The organism is Mesorhizobium captivum (assembly GCF_033977165.1).
GTDB lineage: Bacteria > Pseudomonadota > Alphaproteobacteria > Rhizobiales > Rhizobiaceae > Mesorhizobium > Mesorhizobium captivum.
Map to the genome: position 1 here is coordinate 39,716 of NZ_JAVIJB010000012.1, position 20,748 is coordinate 60,463.

General features: G+C 64.5%; 27 protein-coding genes and 1 pseudogene. 11 read left to right on the forward strand and 17 right to left on the reverse strand.

The features are described from left to right. Positions 1-13: 13 nt before the first annotated feature. Positions 14-1,198 carry an MFS transporter gene (locus tag RFM40_RS12615; RefSeq protein WP_320277623.1) on the reverse strand — a complete coding sequence of 395 codons (1,185 nt, stop codon included), beginning with the start codon at positions 1,196-1,198 and terminating at the stop codon, positions 14-16. A gap of 116 nt (positions 1,199-1,314) precedes the next feature. On the opposite strand from RFM40_RS12615, the gene RFM40_RS12620 reads away from it, so the two are divergent. Then, positions 1,315-1,941 carry a TetR/AcrR family transcriptional regulator gene (locus tag RFM40_RS12620; protein WP_320277624.1) on the forward strand — a complete coding sequence of 209 codons (627 nt, stop codon included), beginning with the start codon at positions 1,315-1,317 and terminating at the stop codon, positions 1,939-1,941. Between the two features lie 217 nt (positions 1,942-2,158). Here RFM40_RS12620 and RFM40_RS12625 read toward each other — a convergent pair whose 3' ends face one another. Continuing rightward, the gene (locus RFM40_RS12625; protein ID WP_320277625.1) at positions 2,159-3,058 is read right to left on the reverse strand and encodes a LysR family transcriptional regulator; all 900 of its coding nucleotides are present in this window, start codon (positions 3,056-3,058) and stop codon (positions 2,159-2,161) included. A 104-nt stretch (positions 3,059-3,162) separates the two neighbouring features. On the opposite strand from RFM40_RS12625, the gene RFM40_RS12630 reads away from it, so the two are divergent. The 3 genes from RFM40_RS12630 to groL all read left to right on the forward strand — a co-directional run bounded on the left by RFM40_RS12630 (position 3,163) and on the right by groL (position 6,246). After that, a complete protein-coding gene (locus RFM40_RS12630; RefSeq protein WP_320226330.1) occupies positions 3,163-3,930 on the forward strand; it encodes an SDR family NAD(P)-dependent oxidoreductase in 768 nt (255 codons plus the stop codon). A gap of 304 nt (positions 3,931-4,234) precedes the next feature. Further along, complete coding sequence (gene groES, locus RFM40_RS12635; RefSeq protein WP_040975262.1) at positions 4,235-4,531, forward strand: co-chaperone GroES; 297 nt, start codon at positions 4,235-4,237, stop codon at positions 4,529-4,531. Positions 4,532-4,593: 62 nt separating this feature from the next. Next, positions 4,594-6,246 (forward strand): chaperonin GroEL, encoded by a 1,653-nt coding sequence (gene groL / locus RFM40_RS12640; RefSeq protein WP_320226329.1) that lies wholly within the window; start codon positions 4,594-4,596, stop codon positions 6,244-6,246. A 122-nt stretch (positions 6,247-6,368) separates the two neighbouring features. On the opposite strand, the gene RFM40_RS12645 is transcribed toward groL, so the two are convergent. Next, the gene (locus RFM40_RS12645) at positions 6,369-6,986 is read right to left on the reverse strand and encodes a TetR/AcrR family transcriptional regulator (protein ID WP_320226328.1); all 618 of its coding nucleotides are present in this window, start codon (positions 6,984-6,986) and stop codon (positions 6,369-6,371) included. A gap of 111 nt (positions 6,987-7,097) precedes the next feature. Here RFM40_RS12645 and RFM40_RS12650 point away from each other — a divergent pair, with 111 nt between their 5' ends. The 4 genes from RFM40_RS12650 (at position 7,098) to RFM40_RS12665 (ending at position 9,626) form a co-directional block, all read left to right on the forward strand. Beyond that, a complete protein-coding gene (locus RFM40_RS12650; protein WP_320226327.1) occupies positions 7,098-8,108 on the forward strand; it encodes a zinc-dependent alcohol dehydrogenase family protein in 1,011 nt (336 codons plus the stop codon). 29 nt (positions 8,109-8,137) lie between these two features. Continuing rightward, complete coding sequence (locus RFM40_RS12655; protein ID WP_320226326.1) at positions 8,138-8,572, forward strand: OsmC family protein; 435 nt, start codon at positions 8,138-8,140, stop codon at positions 8,570-8,572. Between the two features lie 18 nt (positions 8,573-8,590). Beyond that, positions 8,591-8,977, forward strand: coding sequence for a nuclear transport factor 2 family protein (locus RFM40_RS12660; RefSeq protein ID WP_320226325.1), 387 nt, complete (start codon positions 8,591-8,593; stop codon positions 8,975-8,977). Positions 8,978-9,188: 211 nt separating this feature from the next. Then, positions 9,189-9,626, forward strand: a complete 438-nt coding sequence (locus tag RFM40_RS12665) for a VOC family protein (RefSeq protein WP_320226324.1) — start codon at positions 9,189-9,191, stop codon at positions 9,624-9,626. Positions 9,627-9,674: 48 nt separating this feature from the next. Here RFM40_RS12665 and RFM40_RS12670 read toward each other — a convergent pair whose 3' ends face one another. Both RFM40_RS12670 and RFM40_RS12675 read right to left on the reverse strand, forming a co-directional pair. After that, entirely contained in the window at positions 9,675-10,190 is a 516-nt protein-coding gene (locus tag RFM40_RS12670) for an OsmC family protein (RefSeq protein WP_320226323.1), read from the reverse strand. 56 nt (positions 10,191-10,246) lie between these two features. After that, positions 10,247-10,672, reverse strand: a complete 426-nt coding sequence (locus RFM40_RS12675; protein ID WP_320222649.1) for a GFA family protein — start codon at positions 10,670-10,672, stop codon at positions 10,247-10,249. A 189-nt stretch (positions 10,673-10,861) separates the two neighbouring features. Between RFM40_RS12675 and RFM40_RS12680 the strand changes: the two genes are divergently transcribed. Then, a complete protein-coding gene (locus RFM40_RS12680) occupies positions 10,862-11,893 on the forward strand; it encodes an AraC family transcriptional regulator (RefSeq protein ID WP_320277626.1) in 1,032 nt (343 codons plus the stop codon). 1 nt (position 11,894) lies between these two features. Here RFM40_RS12680 and RFM40_RS12685 read toward each other — a convergent pair whose 3' ends face one another. Both RFM40_RS12685 and RFM40_RS12690 read right to left on the reverse strand, forming a co-directional pair. Continuing rightward, a complete protein-coding gene (locus RFM40_RS12685; RefSeq protein ID WP_320226321.1) occupies positions 11,895-12,506 on the reverse strand; it encodes a LysE family translocator in 612 nt (203 codons plus the stop codon). Between the two features lie 176 nt (positions 12,507-12,682). Further along, entirely contained in the window at positions 12,683-13,816 is a 1,134-nt protein-coding gene (locus tag RFM40_RS12690) for an alpha-hydroxy acid oxidase (RefSeq protein ID WP_320277655.1), read from the reverse strand. Positions 13,817-14,012: 196 nt separating this feature from the next. Here RFM40_RS12690 and RFM40_RS12695 point away from each other — a divergent pair, with 196 nt between their 5' ends. Then, on the forward strand, positions 14,013-14,600 hold the full coding sequence (locus RFM40_RS12695) for a TetR/AcrR family transcriptional regulator (RefSeq protein ID WP_320226320.1): 588 nt from the start codon (positions 14,013-14,015) through the stop codon (positions 14,598-14,600). Positions 14,601-14,662: 62 nt separating this feature from the next. Here the strand turns inward: RFM40_RS12695 and RFM40_RS12700 are convergent, their stop codons facing one another. From RFM40_RS12700 to RFM40_RS12740, 9 genes and pseudogenes are all read right to left on the reverse strand, one after another. Continuing rightward, entirely contained in the window at positions 14,663-15,112 is a 450-nt protein-coding gene (locus tag RFM40_RS12700) for a YkgJ family cysteine cluster protein (RefSeq protein ID WP_430691664.1), read from the reverse strand. Positions 15,113-15,116: 4 nt separating this feature from the next. Next, positions 15,117-15,290, reverse strand: coding sequence for a hypothetical protein (locus RFM40_RS12705; protein WP_320277627.1), 174 nt, complete (start codon positions 15,288-15,290; stop codon positions 15,117-15,119). Between the two features lies 1 nt (position 15,291). After that, on the reverse strand, positions 15,292-15,699 hold the full coding sequence (locus RFM40_RS12710; RefSeq protein ID WP_320277628.1) for a hypothetical protein: 408 nt from the start codon (positions 15,697-15,699) through the stop codon (positions 15,292-15,294). After that, positions 15,699-15,917, reverse strand: coding sequence for a hypothetical protein (locus RFM40_RS12715; RefSeq protein ID WP_320222643.1), 219 nt, complete (start codon positions 15,915-15,917; stop codon positions 15,699-15,701). The genes RFM40_RS12710 and RFM40_RS12715 overlap by 1 nt, the downstream gene beginning before the upstream one ends. Positions 15,918-16,092: 175 nt before the next feature. Next, positions 16,093-16,322 (reverse strand): annotated as a pseudogene (locus tag RFM40_RS12720) (cold-shock protein). A gap of 141 nt (positions 16,323-16,463) precedes the next feature. Further along, positions 16,464-17,243 carry an SRPBCC domain-containing protein gene (locus tag RFM40_RS12725; RefSeq protein WP_320277629.1) on the reverse strand — a complete coding sequence of 260 codons (780 nt, stop codon included), beginning with the start codon at positions 17,241-17,243 and terminating at the stop codon, positions 16,464-16,466. Next, complete coding sequence (locus RFM40_RS12730; RefSeq protein ID WP_320226315.1) at positions 17,243-17,578, reverse strand: ArsR/SmtB family transcription factor; 336 nt, start codon at positions 17,576-17,578, stop codon at positions 17,243-17,245. Before RFM40_RS12730 ends, RFM40_RS12725 begins: the two co-directional genes overlap by 1 nt. Positions 17,579-17,655: 77 nt before the next feature. Continuing rightward, complete coding sequence (locus tag RFM40_RS12735; RefSeq protein WP_320226314.1) at positions 17,656-18,411, reverse strand: SDR family NAD(P)-dependent oxidoreductase; 756 nt, start codon at positions 18,409-18,411, stop codon at positions 17,656-17,658. A 120-nt stretch (positions 18,412-18,531) separates the two neighbouring features. Continuing rightward, positions 18,532-19,191: a glutathione S-transferase family protein gene (locus tag RFM40_RS12740; protein WP_320226313.1), complete on the reverse strand. Its 660-nt coding sequence runs from the start codon at positions 19,189-19,191 to the stop codon at positions 18,532-18,534. A gap of 170 nt (positions 19,192-19,361) precedes the next feature. On the opposite strand from RFM40_RS12740, the gene RFM40_RS12745 reads away from it, so the two are divergent. Then, entirely contained in the window at positions 19,362-19,541 is a 180-nt protein-coding gene (locus RFM40_RS12745; RefSeq protein WP_292341301.1) for a CsbD family protein, read from the forward strand. Positions 19,542-19,572: 31 nt separating this feature from the next. Here RFM40_RS12745 and RFM40_RS12750 read toward each other — a convergent pair whose 3' ends face one another. Continuing rightward, complete coding sequence (locus RFM40_RS12750; RefSeq protein ID WP_320277656.1) at positions 19,573-20,703, reverse strand: metallophosphoesterase; 1,131 nt, start codon at positions 20,701-20,703, stop codon at positions 19,573-19,575. Between the last annotated feature and the right edge of the window lie 45 nt (positions 20,704-20,748).

The following is a 20,748-nucleotide window of genomic DNA, read 5'->3' on the forward strand; positions in this document are numbered from 1 at the left end:
CGTCACCTCCGGCTCAGGCTGGAACGCGGCGCCGCGCGACCAGCACGAAAACGCCGAGCAGCGCCACGCTGGCGAGCGCGCTTGCCGAGGCGAATTCCGGCACGGGACGGAAGTTTCCACCCTCGATCAGCAGCGAAGCGGCGATCGGGCCGATGGCGAGGCCGAAGAGCTGCGCGGCCGGTACGAGGAGTACAGCCGTTCGCGTCTCGTCGGCCGTGATCGCCAGACGGATCTGGTAAGGCACGATGAAGAGCAGGATGAAGCCCATCACCAACGCCATCGCCCAGAACACGGAAAGCCCCGGGCCGGAGGCAAGCAGCCCGGAGCTGATCGCCGCCAAGACACCGATGATGGTTATGGCGAAGCGATAGTCGATGCGCGCTTCAAAGACGGTCGCCGTCATCGCACCCACCACCTGCGTGGCGAGGCTTGCCGAGACCATCAGGCCGACGGTGCGGCCGTCGATGCCGAACTGCGCGCCAATCGGTTCGAGAAAGGCCCAGACGGCGCCGAAGAACATGAAATAGCAGAAGATCGAAAGCAACGCGGTGATCGCCGGCACGGTGAGCACATTGGAAAATTGCTCTTCCTTCGGCAGGTCGGCGTAATCGTCCGGCACCGCCCAGGCGACGAGGAGTGACAGCAAGCACACGACGCCGAGCGCGACGAAGCCGCCGGCCGAGCCCGCCGCGGGCACCGCATAGAGCGCGAGCAGCAGCGCCAGCGCGCATTGCGCCAGTGTCTGCAGTGTCACGAAATAGCCGCCGATGCGCTCGGCCCGGCGCGAGCGGGCGATTAGCTCGGTGGCGACGGCGACCAGTCCGCCCTCCGCCAAGCCTGCGAGAGTACGAGCGCCGATCAGCGCATTCGGGCTGCCGGCATAGGCCGCCCAGAAATTGGCGAGCGCCAGCAGGACCAGAAGCAAAGCGCTCTTCCAGCGCATGTTGCGCGCCGGCAAGAGCATCGCCACTACGCCCGAGCCGATCGCTATGGCAATCATCTCGGCGGTGGCGACCAGCGCCAGTTCGTCGCCGGTGACATGGCCTTCCGTGTAAAGCGCGCCGAGCAGCACCGGCTGCAGCCCGAGAATGAGCAGCCCGACCGAACCGATCCAAAGCGCCGAGGCAAGCTGCAGGCCGGTCGGGTTGCCGACCAGCCAGTCGCCCTCTTCCACATGCCTGGCATCGGTGACAGTCACGAGGCGCCCCCTTGCAGTCCGCCAAAAACTGACAGATTGTCAGCATTTCACGAAACTGATACTTGATCATGTTTCTTGTCAACCGAGAATTCGCACTCTCGTGAGAGATTTGGCGTATGACGGACACAAGGCGAACGGCGACGGAACCCAGGCGCAGGCCGAAGCAGGAGCGCAGCCGCGAGCGCATCGATGCGATCCTCGCCACGACCATGCGGCTGATCGGCGAAAAAGGCATCGACGCGGTGACGATGAAGGAAGTCGGCGCGCTGGCCGGCGGTCCGATCGCCACCGTCTATCACTACTTTCCCAGCAAATCGGCGATCCTGGCGATGCTCTACGAACGCTTCTCGGAGGAAAGCCGCGCGCGCTTCCGGGCGATCATTGCCGAAATCCGAGGGCTGGACGACGTGACCGCGGCGGCCGACCGCCTGCTCGACGACTATTACAGCCGTGTCGCGCAGGATCCGGCCATCCAGGACCTGCAGAACGCGATCCAGGCCGATAAGGCGCTGCAGCATCTCGATATCGCCGAGACGAGGCGGCAAGCGGAGATGTTCTGCGACCATGTGGCGCCGATGCTGAAACCTGAGCAGCGCGAGGCGTTCGGGCGCGTGGTGTTCCTGATTTTCCAGCTCGCCGGTGGCGTCGTGCGGCTGGCGCTGACGCAGGACGAGGAAGAAGGCCGGCGCACGATCGAGGATTATCGCTCGATCATCCATGCGCAGTTGCGGCTGTTTTTGTAGTACGCTCGTAGCTTCGAACGGCAGCGCTCACCCCCCTCTGTCCTGCGGGCCATCTCCCCCTCAAGGGGGGAGATCAGATGTCGCGCCGGCCTTCGCCAATCTCCAACGCTGCAAGAGGGAGCGGGGCGCCGACGCTGCCAATCTCCCCCCCCCCCTGGGGGGGAGATGTCCGGCAGGACAGAGAGGGGTGCTGTCCCGCCAACGTCACTATCGTTACTCAAATCGCATCCAACTTCGGCCCCAGAATCTCTACCAGCCAGTCGACGAACACTCTCACCCTTGGCGACAGCTGCCGGCTGCGCGGATAGAGCACCGAGATCGGCGTCGCGGTCGGCGGATGGTCGGGAAGCACCTCGATAAGCAGGCCGGCCTCGAGGTCGTCGGCGTAGCGGAGCCTCGGCGCCTGGAACAGCCCGAATCCCAGCCGGACAAGCGCGGCGCTGGTGTCTGAATTGGACACCGTGACGCGCGACGACAGGACGATCTCGCGGATCTTGCCGTCGACGGTGAATTCCAGCGGCATCACCTGCCCGGTGCGCGACGACACGAAGCCGATCATCATATGGCCGGCCAAATCGTCCGGCGTGCGCGGCACGCCGTGGCGCTGGAGATAGGCCGGGCTGGCGACGGTGATCTCGCGCGCGATGCCGAGACGCCGCACGATCATGTCGCTGTCGGGAAGCGTACCGGCCCGAATGACGCAATCGACACCCTCGCGCACAAGATCGACGAGGCGGTCGCCTTCGCCGATATGCACCGTCAGGCCTGGATATGTGGCGAGCAGCGCCGGCAGCTCCGGCAGGAGGAAAGTACGCGCCATATGGCCGTTGACGTCGACGCTCAGCCTTCCGCGCACTTCATGCGCGCCGAAGCCACCCTCGGCATCCTCGATGTCGGCCAGGATGCCGATGCAGCGCTGGTAGTAGGCTTCGCCGTCGAGCGTCGGCGTGACATGCCTGGTTGTGCGCCTGAGGAGTTGCACGCCAAGCCGCTCTTCGAGCTGCTTGATCGCCGCGGTGGCGCTGGAGCGCGGCAGGCCGAGATCGGCGGCGGCCGCGGTGAAGCTGCGCCTTTCCACGACGCGAGCGAAGAGCCGCATGCTGTCAAATCGATCCATGGCCGATTGTTCGCATTATCTGAATAGAGTTGGCAATTCTGGCCAGATTATATCGGTGTTTCAGGCGAGTATATGCATCTCCGTCACAAGAAGGAGATTTCACCATGGCCAATTCCATTCGCCCCATCGCCCTCATCACCGGCGGCAGCCGCGGCCTCGGCCGCAACACCGCGCTCAGTCTCGCCCGCAAGGGCGTCGACGTCGTCCTCACCTATCGCTCGCGCGCCGACGAAGCGAAGGCGGCCATCGCCGAGATCGAGGCAGCCGGCGGCCGCGCCGCCGCGCTTGAGCTCGACGCCGGCGCTGTTGCCACCTTCCCGGCTTTCGTCGAGGCGTTGAAGAAGACGCTCAAGGAAACCTGGGAGCGCGACCGCTTCGACTATCTCGTCAACAATGCCGGCACCGGTCTGCGCAAGCCGATCGCCGAGACGACGGAACAGGAATTCGACACGCTGATGAACATCCACCTCAAGGGCGCGTTCTTCCTCACCCAGGCGCTGCTGCCGCTGATCAACGATGGCGGCCGCATCATCAACGTCTCGAGCGGGCTGGCGCGCTTTTCGGTTCCGGGTTCCGCCGCCTATGCGATGATGAAGGGCGGCGTCGAGGTGTTCACGCGCTACCTCGCCAAGGAGCTCGCCGCGCGCCATATCACCGCCAACACGGTAGCGCCGGGCGCGATCGCCACCGACTTCAACGGCGGCCATGTGCGCGACGACGCCGAGATCAACCGCGTTGTGGCCGGGATGACTGCGCTTGGCCGCGCCGGTGTCGCGGACGACATCGGCCCGATGATCGCCTCGCTGCTGTCCGAAGCCAATCGGTGGGTCAATGCCCAGCGCATCGAAGTCTCTGGCGGCATGAATATCTGAGCGGCAAAGCCTGGAAGCATTCGCTCCGATCCGCTTGCCTTTCGCATCGCGCCGTGCTTCGCCGCTGTTTGCCGGCGAAGCACGGCGCTCCCATATCGATACGCCCCCGCGATCCGCCTTTTTCAGCATCGCGTCATGGGCAGAAAAATTTCGCGTGATCACCCCTTCCCGCGCGCCTTGACTCTGGCACGCCGCCAGCCTATTTCAGCGCCACGTTAGCACTCGTCATAGGTGAGTGCTAACTTATATCCGGCCTCGCCGGATGGAGGAACAGTTCTCACCGTTCTCATTCGAGGAAGACAACATGGCAAAGTCCAAATTCCGCCCGCTTCATGACCGCGTGGTCGTTCGCCGGGTCGAATCCGAATCCAAGACCGCCGGCGGGATCATCATCCCGGATACGGCGAAGGAGAAGCCGCAGGAAGGCGAGATCATCGCCGTCGGCTCCGGCGCCCGCGACGAAAGCGGCAAGCTCGTGCCGCTCGACGTCAAGGCCGGCGACCGCGTCCTGTTCGGCAAATGGTCGGGCACGGAAGTCAAGCTCAATGGCGAGGACCTTCTGATCATGAAGGAATCCGACATCATGGGCATCATCGGCTGAATTTCGGCCTCTCCCTCAACTGAATTTTCGGGCTCTTCCGAGCCCCTGCCAGGAGCTAAAACATGGCTGCCAAAGACGTAAAATTCTCCCGCGATGCTCGTGAGCGCATGCTGCGCGGTGTCAACATCCTCGCCGACGCGGTGAAGGTCACCCTCGGTCCGAAGGGCCGCAACGTCGTCATCGACAAGTCGTTCGGCGCTCCGCGCATCACCAAGGACGGCGTCACCGTCGCCAAGGAGATCGAGCTCGAGGACAAGTTCGAGAACATGGGCGCGCAGATGGTGCGCGAGGTCGCCTCGAAGACCAACGACATCGCCGGCGACGGCACGACGACCGCGACCGTTCTGGCGCAGTCGATCGTCCAGGAAGGCCACAAGGCGGTTGCCGCCGGCATGAACCCGATGGACCTGAAGCGCGGCATCGATCTCGCCGTCACCGAAGTCGTCGCAGCTCTCGGCAAGGCCGCCAAGAAGATCAAGACCTCCGAGGAAGTCGCCCAGGTCGGCACCATCTCGGCCAATGGCGACGAGTCGGTCGGCAAGATGATCGCGGACGCGATGCAGAAGGTCGGCAACGAAGGCGTCATCACCGTCGAGGAAGCCAAGACCGCCGACACCGAGCTGGAAGTCGTCGAAGGCATGCAGTTCGATCGTGGCTATCTGTCGCCCTACTTCGTCACCAACGCCGACAAGATGGTCGCCGATCTGGAAGACGCCTACATCCTGCTGCACGAGAAGAAGCTCTCCAACCTGCAGGCCATGCTGCCGGTCCTGGAAGCTGTCGTTCAGACCTCGAAGCCGCTGCTCATCATCTCGGAAGATGTGGAAGGCGAGGCTCTGGCCACGCTGGTCGTCAACAAGCTGCGCGGTGGCCTGAAGATCGCCGCTGTCAAGGCTCCGGGCTTCGGTGACCGCCGCAAGGCCATGCTGGAAGACATCGCCATCCTCACCGGTGGCCAGGTCATCTCGGAAGACCTCGGCATCAAGCTCGAGAATGTCGGCCTCAACATGCTCGGCCGCGCCAAGAAGGTGTCGATCTCGAAGGAGAACACCACCATCGTCGACGGCGCCGGCAAGAAGGCCGAGATCCAGGGCCGCGTCGCCCAGATCAAGCAGCAGATCGAGGAGACCACCTCGGACTACGACAAGGAGAAGCTGCAGGAGCGTCTGGCCAAGCTCGCGGGCGGCGTCGCGGTGATCCGCGTCGGCGGCGCGACCGAGATCGAGGTCAAGGAAAAGAAGGATCGCGTTGACGACGCGCTGAATGCGACCCGCGCGGCCGTGGAAGAAGGCATCGTCGCCGGCGGCGGCGTCGCCCTGCTGCGCGCCTCGGGCGTCCTCAAGGCCACCGGCGCCAATGCCGACCAGGCTGCCGGCATCGCCATCGTTCGTCGCGCTCTGCAGGCTCCGGCCCGCCAGATCGCTGCCAACGCCGGTGCTGAAGCCTCGATCGTTGCCGGCAAGATCCTCGAAAACAAGGGCGCGACCTTCGGCTTCAACGCCCAGACCGGCGAATATGGCGACATGATCGCCATGGGCATCGTCGACCCGGTCAAGGTCGTGCGCACCGCTCTCCAGGACGCGGCCTCGGTTGCCGGCCTGCTGGTCACCACCGAAGCCATGATCGCCGAGGCTCCGAAGAAGGAATCCGCCGGCGGTATGCCGGGCGGCATGCCCGGCGGCGGCATGGGTGGCATGGGCGGCATGGACTTCTAAGAAGTCTGGTCCCATCGCACATACGGAAAGGGCGCCGAAAGGCGCCCTTTTTGTTTGGCATTCAGCAAGACTTTCTGGACCGCTGCGATTGGCGAAAGCCTGCGCGACAGCCAATCTCCCCCTCAAGGGGGGAGATCAGCAGCGTGCGCGCTCTGCTCCGTCTTGCCCGAACGCACCGCCGCCTCGACCAGGGCCACCACCTCGTCGGCCACGGTGGCGAGCGGCGCGCGGTCGCGGGTGGCGCGGGCGATCACCATCAGGCCCTCGAGCGAGGACTCGACCAGCAGCGCCAGCGCCTGCGCCCGCTGCTCGACCACCCCTGCCCGCATGAAGGCCTGGCGCAGCAGGCTGATCCATTGCTCGAAGGCCACGCGGCAGATCTCGGCCAGGTCCGGCACGTCGTTCGGCGCGTCCAGCACGACCGGCGCAATCGGACAGCCGAGCGAGAATTCGTTCTCCTCAAGCATGCGCGCCACCGACTGGTAGATGCGGCGGACGGCGACGGCCGGGTCGCTTTCGGAGGCCAGTTCGGCGCCCAACCGTTCAGTCACGTCGGCCACGCTGGCGCGTGTCACTTCGACGACCAACTGATCCTTGCCGCCCGGAAAATGGAAATAGAGCGAGCCGCGCGGCGCGCCGCTGGCGCTCAAGATGTCGTTGAGCGAGGTGCCGTGATAGCCGCGCTGCCTGATGAGCAGCGCCGTTGCCTCGATCATGCGGGTGCGTGTGTCCGTCGCCACGTCAACCTCTCACCATGTCAACTTCTGTCAGAATGCGCATTATAGGTCTTGCTCCGAATATGACAATCGGTCTACATAATATGTAAATCGGTCTACATATTCGAGGCAAAAATGCAAATCTATCGGCTTGAGAGTCAAGGCGGCATCGACGGATTGGCGCTGCGCGAGGAAGCAATGCCGCGGCCCGGCCCGCATCAGATCGTCGTGAAGGTGCGCGCCGCCTCGCTCAACCGCCGCGACACGATGATCCTCAACGGCACCTATCCGCTGATGCAGCGCCCCAGCATCGTCCCGCTGAGCGACGGGGCCGGCGAAGTGATGGCGATTGGCGATGGCGTCACGCGCTTTGCGGTCGGCGACCGCGTCACCGGCAGTTATTTCGCGCGCTGGGTCGACGGCCGGATGCATCCCGGCGTCGTCGACCAGCTCGGCTGCACGCTGGACGGCATGCTCTCGGAATACGCCTTGCTCGACGAGCAATGGGCGGTGCGGCTGCCCGACCATCTCTCATGGCATGAGGCCGCGACCTTCACCTGCGCCGGGCTGACCGCCTGGAGCGCGCTGACGGGCGCGGAGATTCCGAAGCCCGGCCAATGGGTTCTGGTCATCGGCTCAGGCGGCGTCGCGCTCTTTGCCTTGCAGTTCGCCAAGCTCGCCGGCTGCCGCGTGGCGGCTGTCACCTCGCGGGCAGAGAAAACCGAAAGGCTGCGGGCGCTCGGCGCCGACCTCGTCTTCGCGACCGCCGAGACGCCTGAATGGGGCCTGAAACTGCGCGAGGCGACCGGCGGGATCGATCTCGTCGTCGAGACTGGCGGCCCGGCAACCTTCGCGCAATCCCTGATCGCCAGCACGCTTTACGGGAGCATCGTGCTGCTCACCGTGCAGGACCAGAAGGGCATGTCGGTCGAGATCCCCGGCGCGGTCTACCAGCGCAGCCTCGCTACCATCAGCCGCGTGTTCGTCGGCAGCCGCAGCGCATTGGAGGCGATGCTCACCGCCGTCGCGACGCATCGGCTGAAGCCCGTCATCGACAAGGTCTTCCCCTTCGCCGAGGCGCGCGAGGCCTATCGTCATTTCCAGCAGGGCGACGTCTTCGGCAAGGTCGTCATCGACGGCGCCTGACCATTCCCAACCAGACAGGAGAGACAGCAATGACAATCCGCGACGCTTCGGCCGAATGGCAGGGCACACTCAAGGAAGGATCCGGCCGGCTGCGGCTGGGCAGCGGCGTATTCGAGGGCGCCTATTCCTTTCCATCACGCTTCGAGAATGGCCCGGGCACCAATCCGGAGGAACTGATCGCGGCGGCGCATGCCGGCTGCTTCTCGATGGCGCTGAGCGCCATTCTCGGCCGTGAAGGTCATGTTCCGGCAAGCATCCGCACGATCGCCAAGGTGCATCTCGGCGCCACCACGGCCGGGCCGACCATTACCCGCATCGAGCTGGAGACGGAAGCGAGCGTCGCCGGGCTCGCCGCGGGCGATTTCGAGCGGCTGGCGCAATCCGCAAAGGCGACCTGCCTCGTCTCGCGGGCGCTCACCGGCGTCGCCGCTATCACGCTCAAGGCGAACCTCATTGACCACTGAAGCGGAAGGAGAAAACCAATGACCCAGGAATTGATCATCGATATCGCCACGGCCAAACGCTCAGCCGAAACAGCCGAAATCATGCGGCGCTACAACGACGTGTTCCAGCGCCACGACCCGTCGGCGCTGGACGAGCTGGTGGCGGATCACTGCGTGATCGAGAACACCACGCCGGCGCCGGACGGTGCCCGCCGCGCCGGCAAGGCCGCCTGCGTCGAGCTGTGGTCGGCGATCGCCACCACACCCGGCACGCGCTTCGATCTCGAAGAGACTTTTGTAGCCGGCGACCGGGCGACGATCCGCTGGCGCTTCTGGATGTCCGACGGCAATTCTTTGCGCGGCGTCAATCTGATGCGCGTCGCGGACGGACAGATCGTCGAGGCGATGGGCTATGTGAAGGGATAGGGCCTGGCCGCAAAAGCCGCGCTCAACCCGGAATCCCCCCGCCAAGGTTTGGCTCCCGGGCAAAAGTCGTCCATTGTCAGACCATTGCATGTCGCCCAGAAGTGCAGCGGCTTCTGGGGCAACGACATGCATCAAAACAAAGACTTAAAGCGCGTCGCCTGAATCCGTTTCAATGCGGCGCGCTTTAGACGACACCTTGGAGATTGGACACATGGTGCTCAAACGGATGGACAACGTGGGAATCGTCGTCGACGACCTCGGAGCGACGATTGATTTCTTTCGCGACCTCGGCCTTGAGCTCGAAGGGCGGGCCACGATCGAAGGAGAATGGGCCGGACGTGTCACTGGGCTGGGCGATCAGCACGTCGAGATTGCCATGATGCGCACGCCAGACGGCCACGGCCGGCTCGAGCTCTCCCGCTTCCTCAAGCCGCCTGCCGTCGCGGATCACCGCAACGCCCCGGTGAATGCTCTAGGCTACCTCCGCGTCATGTTCGCCGTGGACGACATCGACGAGACGCTTGAAAGGCTCCGCAATCGCGGCGCGCAGCTGGTAGGCGAAGTGGTCCGGTATAAAGACGTGTATCGGCTCTGCTACATCCGCGGGCCTGAAGGGCTTCTCATCGGACTCGCGCAAGAACTCAGCTGAGCGCGATACGACGACAATGACGAAGCAAGCGCGTCTCACAAAGGGCGGCTAGCGCGCGACCCTGTTGAGCTTCACGAAGGTCTTGGGACTGCGCTGAATCGTCTGGAAGATCACGCAGTAGCGATCGGTTAGCTCCATCAGTTCCGTCAATCGTTTTTGCGGAACGTCCGTCTCGATGTCGAACCGCAGGCGGATCTCCTTGAAGCCGACCGGCACGCCTTCGGTGACACCCAGCGTGCCGCGAAGGTCGACATCGCCTTCGGCGGAGATTTTCGCCGACTTGATCGGGATCTCGAGGACGGCGGCAGCCGCCCGCATCGAGACGCCGGCGCAGGCGATCAACGCTTCCAGCAGCATGTCGCCGGAACAAAGCTCCTGCCCGCTGCCGCCGGCCTTCGGGTGGATGCCTGCCAGCGCAAGGCCGTGTCCGGTCTCGACCTTGCAGGTCACCCTGGCGTCGTCGGCGCTGCCTTTGGCCTTCAGCGTGAGAAGCGCCGCCCCGGCATCGTTGCGATATAGATCCTTGATCGGCTCCTGCGTGGCGCGAAATGTCGCGATATCCATGCGTATTCTCCTGTCGTGTAGTGCGGTTGTCGGGAGTCCTTTGTCATCGCCGGTGATTACTCTGGCAGGCTCACGCCGGAGCCGCCGAGCTCGGCCGGAAAATCCTTCAGCTTGGGCAAGCCGTCTTTCATCGGCAGGACCGTCTCGGCGTAGTTGACATGGACCCCCGGCGTGAATTCCACCGTCGGTATCGTCGCCGCATAGACGTCGACCAGGCCAAGCGGCGGATGATCCGTCATCAGATGCCCGCCGCATTCGGTGCAGTACTGGCGGTCGCTCATCTTCGACTTCTTGAAACCGGAGAGGAATTCCGCGCCCTTGGTGACCTTGACGTTTTCGGGCTTCCATAGCGTGAAGGCGTTCACGGGAGACGCCGACCACGACCGGCAGGAACCGCAATGGCAATAGCCCATTGCCTCGGCGGTTCCATGAACTTCGATCTGCACGGCGCCGCAAAAACATCCGCCCTTGTGTACCGTCATGACTTGCATCCTTCCTTGAGTTCGACTGCGTTAGAGCGTCCGATTTGAAACGGAGATCAGCACCGGTGTGGGTTTAAAGCTTCCGGCCATGAACGGAATGACGGCGCGTCCGCCTTACTTGACAGCGCGTCCGGAACTCGGAAGGGATGTCGCGCCGGGTTGCCGCGCAACTTACGGGACTTGGGTGGAATGGCCGGGGACGCTCTGTCTGACCTGTTGAAAACGGTGCGCCTCACCGGCGCGACGTTCTTCGACATCGAGGCGCAGGACCCATGGGCGGTCTGTTCGCCCTCGCCTGCTTCGATACTGCCGAGGATATTGCCTGGCGCGGATCACCTGATTTCCTACCACGTGCTCACGGCCGGCCGTTGCTTCGCCCGCATCATCGGCAAGGAAGCGATACTCGTGGAGGCCGGCGAAGTCGTGGTCTTCACCAAGAGCGACCCGCATATCATGTCGAGCACGCCCGACTTGAGGGCCGATCCGCCGACCGCGGATGTCCTGGAGATCGCGGCCGCCAGCCAGACCCCATTCCCCATCAACTACGTCAAGGACGGATCGCTGTCGGCCCGGCTGGTCTGCGGCTATCTCGCTTGCGGTGCCCTGCCCTTCAACCCGCTGCTCGAAGCGCTGCCGCCGGTCATCAAGGCCGGGGATGTGAAAGGCGATGGCGGCTGGCTCGGCCAGTTCATCAAGCTGGCGGTGTCGGAGGTGGCGGAGAAGCGGGCGGGCAGCGAGACGGTGCTGACCAAACTCAGCGAATTGATGTTCGTCGATGTCCTGCGCCGCTATGTGGAAGCGCTGCCGCCGCAACAGATCGGCTGGCTGGCGGGCCTGCGCGATCCGCATCTGGGCAGGGCGCTGGCGCTGATCCATGATCGGCCGGCGCATAGTTGGACCTTGGAGGCGTTGGCGAAAGAGTCCGCGCTGTCGCGCACCGTGCTTGCCGAGCGCTTCACCAGGCTCGTCGGCATGCCGCCGATGCACTATCTCGCCAAATGGCGGATGCAGATCGCCTCGGAACTGCTCAGCACCGGCAACAGCAACGTCGCGAACATCGCGGCGGAAATCGGCTACGAATCCGAGGCGGCGTTCAGCCGGGCCTTCAAGAAGATGATCGGCGTGCCGCCTTCGGCGTGGCGGCTCGGCATTCGGGCTGCGTCCGGTTCCGGAAGCGAGGCTTCCGAAACCGAAGGCGAGCTGGCCGACAAGCAGCGGTGAACTAGCGATCCGCCAGCGCCAGCTTGGCACCGAGCATGACGAAGGCGCCGGCGAAGGTGCGGCGCATCCAGGTCAACACCATCGGCCGCGACACGACGTGGCTGCGGATCGAAGCCGCGAACACGCCATAAATCGCGAAAACCAGGAAGGTCATCAGCATGAAGACGCCGGAGAGCTCCAGCATCCTCGGCAGCGCGTGCGGCTCGGTGGTGCTGACGAATTGCGGCAGGAAGGCAAAGAAGAAGATCGACAGTTTTGGGTTCAGGATGTTGATCAGGATGCCGGAAGTGATGACCTTGGCCGCCGAGCGTGGCGGAACGTTCTGGTCGACGCTCAACCCGCCCTTCTCCTTCAGCGTGTTCCAGGCCATGTAGAGAAGGTAGGCGACGCCGAGATATTTCAGCGTCTCGAAGGCGACGGCGCTTGTGTGCAGGATGGCGGCAAGGCCGGTGATGGCGGCGGCCATATGCGGGATGATGCCCAACGTGCAGCCGAAGGCGGCGATGATCGAGGCGCGAGCGCCGCGCGAAAGGCCTGCGCTCAACGTGTAGAGAACGCCGGTGCCGGGCGAGGCCACGACAATCAGTGACGTCAACAGGAATTCGATGCTCAAGGTTTCCTCCACGGCCCTGCCCGCGCGGCAAGGTATCGGGAGGTGCGAGTGTGGGCAAGCGGTGGCGAGAGCGTAATCTCCCCCTTGTGGGGAGATGGCCGGCAGGCCAGAGAGGGGCGCTGCCCCGCCGGCGTCTCGGCGGTCAAGTCGCCGCCCTGGAGGAACCGCCGCCTCTCTTAATTCAACACCCGCCCATCAATCTCCGCGACACTTCTTGTCCCCGTCAGCGCCATGGTGACCGACAGCTCCTTGCGCAGGATCTCTATCGCCGTCGCCACGCCGGCCTCGCCGCCGGCGCCAAGGCCGTAGACATAGGCGCGTCCGACAAGGCAGGCCCGGGCGCCAAGGGCCACCGCCCTCACGACATCCTGGCCCGAGCGCACGCCGCCGTCGAACAGCAACTCGATCTCCGAGCCCACCGCCTCGGCGATCTTGGGTAGCATCGAGATGGTCGACGGCGCGCCGTCGAGCTGCCGGCCGCCGTGGTTGGACACCACGATGGCGTCGGCGCCCGTCTTTCTGGCGCTCCGCGCGTCGTCGACGTTGAGGATGCCCTTGAGGATCAGCTTGCCCGGCCAGATGCTCCTGATCCAGTCGACGTCGCTCCAGCTCAGCGTTGCATCGAACTGGTGCGACACCCAGTCGGCCACGGCCTTGATGCTGCCCTCGCCCTTCACGTGTCCGGCGAGGTTGCCGAAGGTCCAGCGTTTGGCCGAGAGCATGCGGGCCGCCCAGCCCGGCCGGCTGGCAATGTCAAGGATAGTGCGCGGCTTGAGCGCAGGCGGCACCGAGAGCCCATTCCTGACATCGGCATGGCGCTGCCCCAGCACCTGAAGGTCGACGGTGAGTACCAGCGCGCTGCAGCGGGCGGCGAGCGCCCGCTCGACGAGCGCTCGCACGAAACCACGGTCCTTCATTACATACAGCTGGAACCAGAACGGCTTGCCCACCGCTTGAGCAACGTCCTCCATAGAGCAGATCGACATCGTGCTCATCGTGTAGGGGATGCCGGCGGCTTTTGCCGCGCGGCAGGCAAGAATCTCGCCATCGGCCCATTGCATGCCGCCGAGGCCGATCGGCGCAAGCGCTACCGGCAGCGACACCCTCTCGCCGAGGATCGTGGTTGCCGTGTCGCGATGCTCGACGTCGACCAGCACGCGCTGTTTAAGCGTGATGCGCTCGAGGTCGGCGCGGTTGGCGCGCAACGTCTGCTCGGCATAGGAGCCGGCCTCGGCATAGTCGAAGAAGACGCGCGGCACCCGGCGACGCGCGGCATGGCGCAGGTCCTCAATGCAGGTCATATTCGCCATGAGCTTTGGCGCCGCCGAGGCCATGATCTCGTCAGGCAAGGCCACGATCTCTGTCGGGGCATCGAGCGCCGTGGGGACTACTCTTTCCATCGTCGTCCTCCTATCGAATATTAGCAGACGCTGATCATTGAAGGGCGCGTGCCCACTGATGTAAATTCACTAGCGAGTATACTTTCACCGGCGACGGCCGTGCCCCATGCCCAGAGCGTCCGACGAGACCAGGCCCGAGATCTTGCAGGCGGCTTACAAGCTGTTTCGCCGCCGGGGCTTCTTCCGCGTCGGCATGAACGAGATCGCGGATGCTGCGGGCGTCACCAAGCGCACGCTCTACTACCACTTTGATAGCAAGGACGCGCTGCTGACCGCCGTGCTCGCCTCGCAGCACGAGCGTACCTTCGCCGACTTTCAGAACTATGGCATCGACCTGTCGGGCGGCGCGGCCGAGCTGATCGACAAGCTGTTCGAGGGCCTGGTCAAATGGTCGTCCAAGCCGCGCTGGGCCGGCTCCGGCTTCACCCGGCTGGCGATCGAGCTCGCCGACCTATCCGGCCATCCCGCGCGCTCGATCGCCCGCCAGCACAAGGCGCTGATGGAGCGGCATCTGGAAACGCTGCTTGCTGAAGCGAACGTGCCGACGCCCAAGGCACGGGCGCGCGAGCTCTTCCTGCTGATCGAAGGCGCCATGGTGATGATCCTGATCCATGGCGACCAAAGCTACTGCACTGCCGCCGCGGATGCGGCGAAGCGGCTGGTGGCGGACGGTTCGTCGCCGCCCATGTCGTGAGGGGCAACTGGAACAGCGCCTCATTCCTTCGTGCCCCCCTCTCAGTTCTTTGCGCGAGAAATCTACTCCGGTGTGCAGTTACAGCTCGACTGAGACGTCGGCGGGACAGCGCCCCCCTCTGCCCTGCCGGGCATCTCCCCCTCGAGGGGGGAGATTGGCAGCTTCAACGCCAGCCCATACATGTCCCTTGCCATCAGGCAGTCGCCGCCGCCGGGCATGCAGGCGCGGCAGACATGCGGGCGGACTTCGTAGATCGCGCAGGCTGTCCCCTTGCCCACTTCGCCGCGAAGTGCGGCGCAGCGGCCGCCTTCGCAGCGCATGCCGGATTGGTCGGCGGCGACGAGTGCTTCGGGGATGCGGTCGAGTTCGGCATCCTCTTCGGTCGAGAAGCGTGGCCAGTCGGCCGAATAGGCGCAGCAGGCGCCGCAGCTCTGGCAGTCGAAGGCGGCAGATGCCTTGGCTGCCGGATCCGGCAGCCAAGGCAAGCGGCTATGGCCGGAGTCGTGCGGCAAGGCGCTATTTCTTCTTGCCTGTCTTGCGCGGCGACGCTTCTGCCGACGTCTCGAACAGATCGCTCGCGGCCGGCCCATCGGCTTTCGGAGCGGCGGCGGGCCCGACCGGCTTTGCGGTGGCAGACGGCTTGGCCGGCTTTTCGGCAGGCTGATCCTTGGCGGAGAATCTTATGGCCATATCAGTCCTCTTCAGCGAAACGCGGTGACGGCGCTCGCGGATTGCGCAGGCGGCCGATCAGCGCCGAAACCGCCGTGATGTTCATTTCCTCCGGTGACCAGTTCCTGGCCTCCTCGATATGATGCGGCGCCAGTTCGCGATGCGTGCTGCCGCTATAGGCCGCATCGCGATGGGTCACGCGTTCGCGGGTCTTGCTGTCCTCCCGCACATATTCGATCAGATAGTTCGGGCATTCGGCACGGCTGCGCACACCAAGCCTCACCTGCGCATCGCCATGGGCGCGCCTGCAGCGCTCCAGCTTCTCCAAAACGCGCCGTACATATTCGATTGGTCTGTCCAGAACATCGACCATGTCGGCGATGGTCGAGTCGGCGGCGATCGGCCTTGGCGGGACGCGTTTGGTTGCCATCAGCCTTTGCCTTTGCGTTTCAGGGAGGCGGCGGCGAGGGCAGCCGCCTCTGCTTCCTTCTCCAGCCGCAGTTCGCGCAGGCGCGCGGTCTTGGCCTCCCGGGCCTGGCTGACAGCATCCCGTTCGGACATGATGCGGTTGAGCGACATCGACTGGGTCCGGGACTTGCTGAAAAGGGACTCGGCCTGGTCGCGGGATGTCTTCGGAATTAGGGACAAAATCTTCTCCTGGTTCGGAGTATTTACATTTGCGGGTGCGGGCTGCTTAGCACATCGCAATCGGGCCGCGACGAACAATCCACGCTTGGGAACGAAAAAAGGTCAGGCATCGACGCGACCTTCTTCCATTTACCGGTGCCAGTTACATCCGTGGTCATGGCAGGGTGAGTTTCGTTCAGGCAGCCTGCAGATGGTCGGCGAAGGTCTTGCCCGACTTCGTGTCCCGAACCATCTCGTAGCCGGGCTTCTGGCCTTCGATGTCGTGCATTCCGGCGCGCTCAACGGCCGAGATATGGACGAAAACGTCGGCCTAGCCGTCGTCGGGCTGAACCCGGCCCATGGTGTCTTTGAACATTTTACCGTGCCGGTGCTGACGCCGAAAAAATGAGGCGGCCAGCTTCCCAAAAAAATTCGCAAGCGGCGGGAACCAATCCAGCGTCCGTACATTTGAATATGGTCAGCAATTCAAGAGAGCAATCTCACGAAGAGCTGACAAAAGACGCCTCCCGCGCCGTAAAAAGCGCGAGAGGCGTTTTCTTTTCGGCCTCACATGATCGTGCTCAACATCGGCAGGATTTCATAGCGGAAGCCGCGGCCCGAACGCGCCACCGGATCGCCGTCGGTCACGGCCTCGGCCTCGGCCTCGCTGCCGACGCGCAGGATCAGAAGCCCCCAAGGCCCGGCGGGATCGGCGACGGGACCCGCCAGCATCATCGTGCCATCGTGGAGCAGGCCGCGCAGATAGTCGGCATGCGCGTTCATCAGCGCCCTCTCCTCCTCCGTCAGGGTGAAGGCGAAGTCGGGGCGCGGCGGGATCATCCGGCAATGAAAGACCGACATCGGCTTGGCACCGGTCTCCTTGGACAGGAAGTCGCCGAGCCAGCCAAGCACGCGCTCCCAGCCGGAACCGTGGTCGCGGCAGGAGTCGCGGCGCGCGCCGAAGCCGTCGTGGCGCAGCGTCAGCCGTGTGCCGTTCTCCACTGCTTCCAGCGTATAGGTAACGGTGGTGACATGATCGCCGTCCCACGGCGCTATCCAGGTCATCACCAGGCGATGCGGCGGTTCGACTTCCAGATATTCGCCGCCGACATGGAAATCCTGGCCGTCAGCGCCGTTGCCTTCCGAGCGCCAGGCGCCGCCGGGCCGGACATCGGCCGTGTGTTTCGTCGTCCGGTACATGTTGTCCGCGCCCCACCAGAGCGGGATCTGGTCACCGGCGGTGATGGCGCGGAAAACGCGTTCCGGCGGCACGGCGATCGTCACCGTGGCAAGGATGGTGCCGGCTGACACGTCGGCGATCGCACGCGGTTTGTCATTGCTGGCCATTAGTCGTCCTCCGGATTGGCATTCTCCAGATAGGATTTGAGATTGCCGAGGCTTTGCTGCCAGAAGTCGCGGTAAGGCAGGATCCAGTCCGCGACGTCCTTCAATTCGGCCGGCTCCAGGCGGTAAACGCGCTCGCGGCCTTGCCGCTGCTCGGAGACGACGTTGAGCTCGCGCAGTATCCTCAGATGCTTGGAAATCGCCGGGCGGCTCTGCGAGAAAGCGGAAGCCAACTCGTTGACCGGCGCCGGGCCTTGCCGCAGCCGGTCGAGGATAGCGCGCCGCGTCGGATCGGCGATGGCGCGGAAGACGGAACGGTCGGGATCAGCCTGCGGCATAATATGTATCCATCTGGTTACGTATTATGCCGAAATGCGGCGCCGGTCAATTGTTGTCGATCGGGTTCGCTGGCGGCTCAGCGCTCCTGGTCGGTCGGGCGGATCAGGATCTCGTTGATGTTGACGCGCGGCGGCTGACTGACGGCGTAGAGAATGGCATTGGCGATATCCTCGGCGGTCAGCGCTTCCATGGTTGCGAGGCGGTGTTCGAGCCCGGCCTTGAATTCCTGGTTGGTGATGTGGTCGCCGAGTTCGGTCCGCACCAGGCCCGGCTCGATGACGGTGACGCGCACCTTGTCGGCATAGACCTCGCGGCGCAGCGACTCCGAGAAGGCGACGACGCCGAACTTGGTCGCCGCATAGCCGCTGGCGCCGGGGTTGGCGACGCGACCGGCCACCGAGGAGACGTTGACGACATGGCCCTTGGAGGCCTTGAGGTGCGGCAGCGCCGCCTTGGTGGTTGCCATCAGGCCAACCAGGTTGATCTCGATCATGCGGCGCCAGTCGTCGGGATCGGCTTCGGCCGCGGGCGCAAGCAGCATGACGCCGGCATTATTGACGAGGATGTCGAGCCGGCCCCATTCGGAAGCGGCCTTGTCGACCATGGCGGCGACGTCGCCACCCTTGGCGATATCGGCTTCGATGGCGAATGCGGTACCGCCGGCTTTTTCGATGCGGCTGGAGAGCGTCGCGAGGCGATCGATGCGGCGGGCGGCGACGGCCACCTTCGCGCCGGCGGCGGCAAGCGCGGCGGCCGTCGCTTCGCCGATGCCGGACGAGGCGCCGGTGACGAGCGCGACCTTGCCGGCGAGTGGGGAATTAGCGGATGTCATGAGAAATCTCCAGGAACCCGGCCCGCAGCCTCACATAGGCCGAGCGGGGCATTCTGGAAGCCCCGCCATCAGAGCAGTTGACGCAATTGCGGGCCGCTCCACACTTTTCCCGGAATTGGCTCAATCCTGTTCGTGCGGCCCTGGCTCCGGCCATGGCTCCTTGGCGGCCTCGGCGTACCAGTGCCGCATCGCCGGGGTCGCCAACACGGTATCGACATAGGCGCGGGTGACGGGCGCCAGTTCGCCGCCATAGGTGTCGAAGCGGGTGACGACCGGCGCATACATTGCGTCGGCCGCGGTGAAATGGCCGAACAGGAACGGGCCGTCCTTGCCATATTGCTCGCGGCACTGGCGCCAGATCGCCTCGATGCGCGCCCGTTGCGCCTCGCCCTCGGCATCGAGCGGCTTGTAGGCCTTCGGCCGGCGCAAATTCATCGGCCAGCCGTAACGGACCTCACGGAAGCCGGAATGCATCTCGGTCGCCACCGAACGCGCCAAGGCGCGGGCGCTGGCATCTTCCGGCCAGAGTTTTTTCTCCGGGAAGAGGTCGGCCAGATATTCAAGGATCGCAAGGGTTTCCCAGACGATCCTGCCATTATGATTCAAGACCGGCACCAGGCCGGTCGGCGACACCTTGGCGAGATTGGCGGCAGTCTCGGGCGTGCGCAGACGCACGAAACTTTCTTCGAACGGAACCTCCAGATGCCGCATCGCCACCCAGGGCCTCAACGACCATGAGGAGAAGCATTTGTTGCCGATATAGAGCGTGAATTCCGCCATGGTTGCCCACTTCATGCCGATTGCGGCGTCAGGCTAACCGCTTCGCCTTCCCGCCGAAAGTCCTTGCCGCGACCTGGCAGGTCGGACGGAACCCGAACGTTATCGGTTCGTTGACGTGTCGGATGCAGCCCCCGCATCCGTCTCCCATTCCGGACCCAGGAGATGCGGACATGGTGAACAGGGATCAGGTCGCCGGAATCGCCAAGCAGGTAAAAGGCTCGGTCAAGCAGGCGGCCGGCAAGGCCACCGGCAACCGGCGCATGCAGGTGGAAGGCGTGTCCGAAAAGATCGCCGGCAAGGTGCGCAAGGCCTATGGCGACGTGAAGGACAAGGTCCGCAAGGCGCTTTAATCCCGCAAACGGCCGCCTCCAGGCGGCCTTTTCATGTCTCGAACTGCTTGCAGAATGCGTTGGTGAAGACCACCTCGCCGTGATCGCCGGTCGCCTCACCCAGCACGACATCGATGTTGTCATCGGTCACCCGCGCCAGCGCGAAGCCGCCCATATAGGCGGCCTTCGGCTTGATGAAGTCGAGCCCCTCGCGCTGGTAGATCATCGGCACCTCGTGCTGATGACCGTGGAAGATCGCGATCACGTTGTAGCCCTTCAGCGCGGCGACCAACGCCTGGCGATCGGCCTCGCCCCACCAGTGCGGCCGGCCCGCGCCTTCGTCGTCATAGGCGCGCTTTGCCGGGTCCCAGCGCTCGATCGAGAAGGTGTCCCAGCCATAGTGCTGGAACAGGATCACCGGGCGGCCGTCGGCGGCATAAGTGGCCAGGTCCTGCTTCAGCCAAGGCAGGCTGCTTATCGCGCCATGGCCGGTGTCGCCGGCGAAGCGGTGCGTCTGGACAAGATGCAGGCCGCCCCAGTCCCAGGAATAGCAGTCGGTGTCGACGTCGTAGTTTGTCGCCGGCACCGGCGGCTTGAAGAACACGCCGGGGCGATGATTGACCTCGACATAGTCGCGCAATTCGCGGCGATACCAGTCGACATGCGGAGGCGAACCGTTCTGGTCGAGATCGTGATTGCCGAGCCCGACATAGACGGGAATGTGGACGCGGTCCGGCCCGACGCCCTGCTGATAGCGCTGGCTGAATTGCAGAAGCTGCGTGCCTTCGCTGGGCTCGGTGACCTGGCCGCCGCCGTCGTCGGTGATGTCGCCGCCGGTGACGAGGCCGAGCGGCGTGCCGATGCGCGTGCCGGCCGAATGCAGGCCGGTGGCGACGCCGTTGATCTTGACCGGCCATTCCTTGTCCGAAATCCCGTTCAAGGCCGCCACATTGCGCAGCAAGGCCGCGTCGGTCTTGCCTTCCTGTTCGCAATGAGGGCTCAACTTGCGCGCCATGCGGCAGGCATGGATGTCAGCGATGAACAGAAAAGTCGCGTCGATCGGCTGGATGCGCCGGCCGGTCTGGGCGAAAGCGGCGCGCGGCAAAGTGCAGGCCGCGGCGAGGCCTCCCATCCGCTCGAGGAAAGCGCGGCGAGAGAAGGACAATGAGGGTGGTCGATTCATGATCACCCGATTGAACAGTTTCAGCGCCGGATCGTCCAGATCGGG

Excerpts from the sequence above, each read along its gene's own strand:
- RFM40_RS12620 (WP_320277624.1), top strand. The coding sequence starts at position 1,315 with ATGACGGACACAAGGCGAACGGCGACGGAACCCAGGCGCAGGCCGAAG.
- RFM40_RS12625 (WP_320277625.1), bottom strand. The coding sequence starts at position 3,058 with ATGGATCGATTTGACAGCATGCGGCTCTTCGCTCGCGTCGTGGAAAGG.
- RFM40_RS12630 (WP_320226330.1), top strand. The coding sequence starts at position 3,163 with ATGGCCAATTCCATTCGCCCCATCGCCCTCATCACCGGCGGCAGCCGC.
- groES (WP_040975262.1), top strand. The coding sequence starts at position 4,235 with ATGGCAAAGTCCAAATTCCGCCCGCTTCATGACCGCGTGGTCGTTCGC.
- groL (WP_320226329.1), top strand. The coding sequence starts at position 4,594 with ATGGCTGCCAAAGACGTAAAATTCTCCCGCGATGCTCGTGAGCGCATG.
- RFM40_RS12650 (WP_320226327.1), top strand. The coding sequence starts at position 7,098 with ATGCAAATCTATCGGCTTGAGAGTCAAGGCGGCATCGACGGATTGGCG.
- RFM40_RS12655 (WP_320226326.1), top strand. The coding sequence starts at position 8,138 with ATGACAATCCGCGACGCTTCGGCCGAATGGCAGGGCACACTCAAGGAA.
- RFM40_RS12660 (WP_320226325.1), top strand. The coding sequence starts at position 8,591 with ATGACCCAGGAATTGATCATCGATATCGCCACGGCCAAACGCTCAGCC.
- RFM40_RS12665 (WP_320226324.1), top strand. The coding sequence starts at position 9,189 with ATGGTGCTCAAACGGATGGACAACGTGGGAATCGTCGTCGACGACCTC.
- RFM40_RS12670 (WP_320226323.1), bottom strand. The coding sequence starts at position 10,190 with ATGGATATCGCGACATTTCGCGCCACGCAGGAGCCGATCAAGGATCTA.
- RFM40_RS12675 (WP_320222649.1), bottom strand. The coding sequence starts at position 10,672 with ATGACGGTACACAAGGGCGGATGTTTTTGCGGCGCCGTGCAGATCGAA.
- RFM40_RS12680 (WP_320277626.1), top strand. The coding sequence starts at position 10,862 with ATGGCCGGGGACGCTCTGTCTGACCTGTTGAAAACGGTGCGCCTCACC.
- RFM40_RS12690 (WP_320277655.1), bottom strand. The coding sequence starts at position 13,816 with ATGGCGAATATGACCTGCATTGAGGACCTGCGCCATGCCGCGCGTCGC.
- RFM40_RS12695 (WP_320226320.1), top strand. The coding sequence starts at position 14,013 with ATGCCCAGAGCGTCCGACGAGACCAGGCCCGAGATCTTGCAGGCGGCT.
- RFM40_RS12705 (WP_320277627.1), bottom strand. The coding sequence starts at position 15,290 with ATGGCCATAAGATTCTCCGCCAAGGATCAGCCTGCCGAAAAGCCGGCC.
- RFM40_RS12710 (WP_320277628.1), bottom strand. The coding sequence starts at position 15,699 with ATGGCAACCAAACGCGTCCCGCCAAGGCCGATCGCCGCCGACTCGACC.
- RFM40_RS12725 (WP_320277629.1), bottom strand. The coding sequence starts at position 17,243 with ATGGCCAGCAATGACAAACCGCGTGCGATCGCCGACGTGTCAGCCGGC.
- RFM40_RS12730 (WP_320226315.1), bottom strand. The coding sequence starts at position 17,578 with ATGCCGCAGGCTGATCCCGACCGTTCCGTCTTCCGCGCCATCGCCGAT.
- RFM40_RS12735 (WP_320226314.1), bottom strand. The coding sequence starts at position 18,411 with ATGACATCCGCTAATTCCCCACTCGCCGGCAAGGTCGCGCTCGTCACC.
- RFM40_RS12740 (WP_320226313.1), bottom strand. The coding sequence starts at position 19,191 with ATGGCGGAATTCACGCTCTATATCGGCAACAAATGCTTCTCCTCATGG.
- RFM40_RS12745 (WP_292341301.1), top strand. The coding sequence starts at position 19,362 with ATGGTGAACAGGGATCAGGTCGCCGGAATCGCCAAGCAGGTAAAAGGC.
- RFM40_RS12750 (WP_320277656.1), bottom strand. The coding sequence starts at position 20,703 with ATGAATCGACCACCCTCATTGTCCTTCTCTCGCCGCGCTTTCCTCGAG.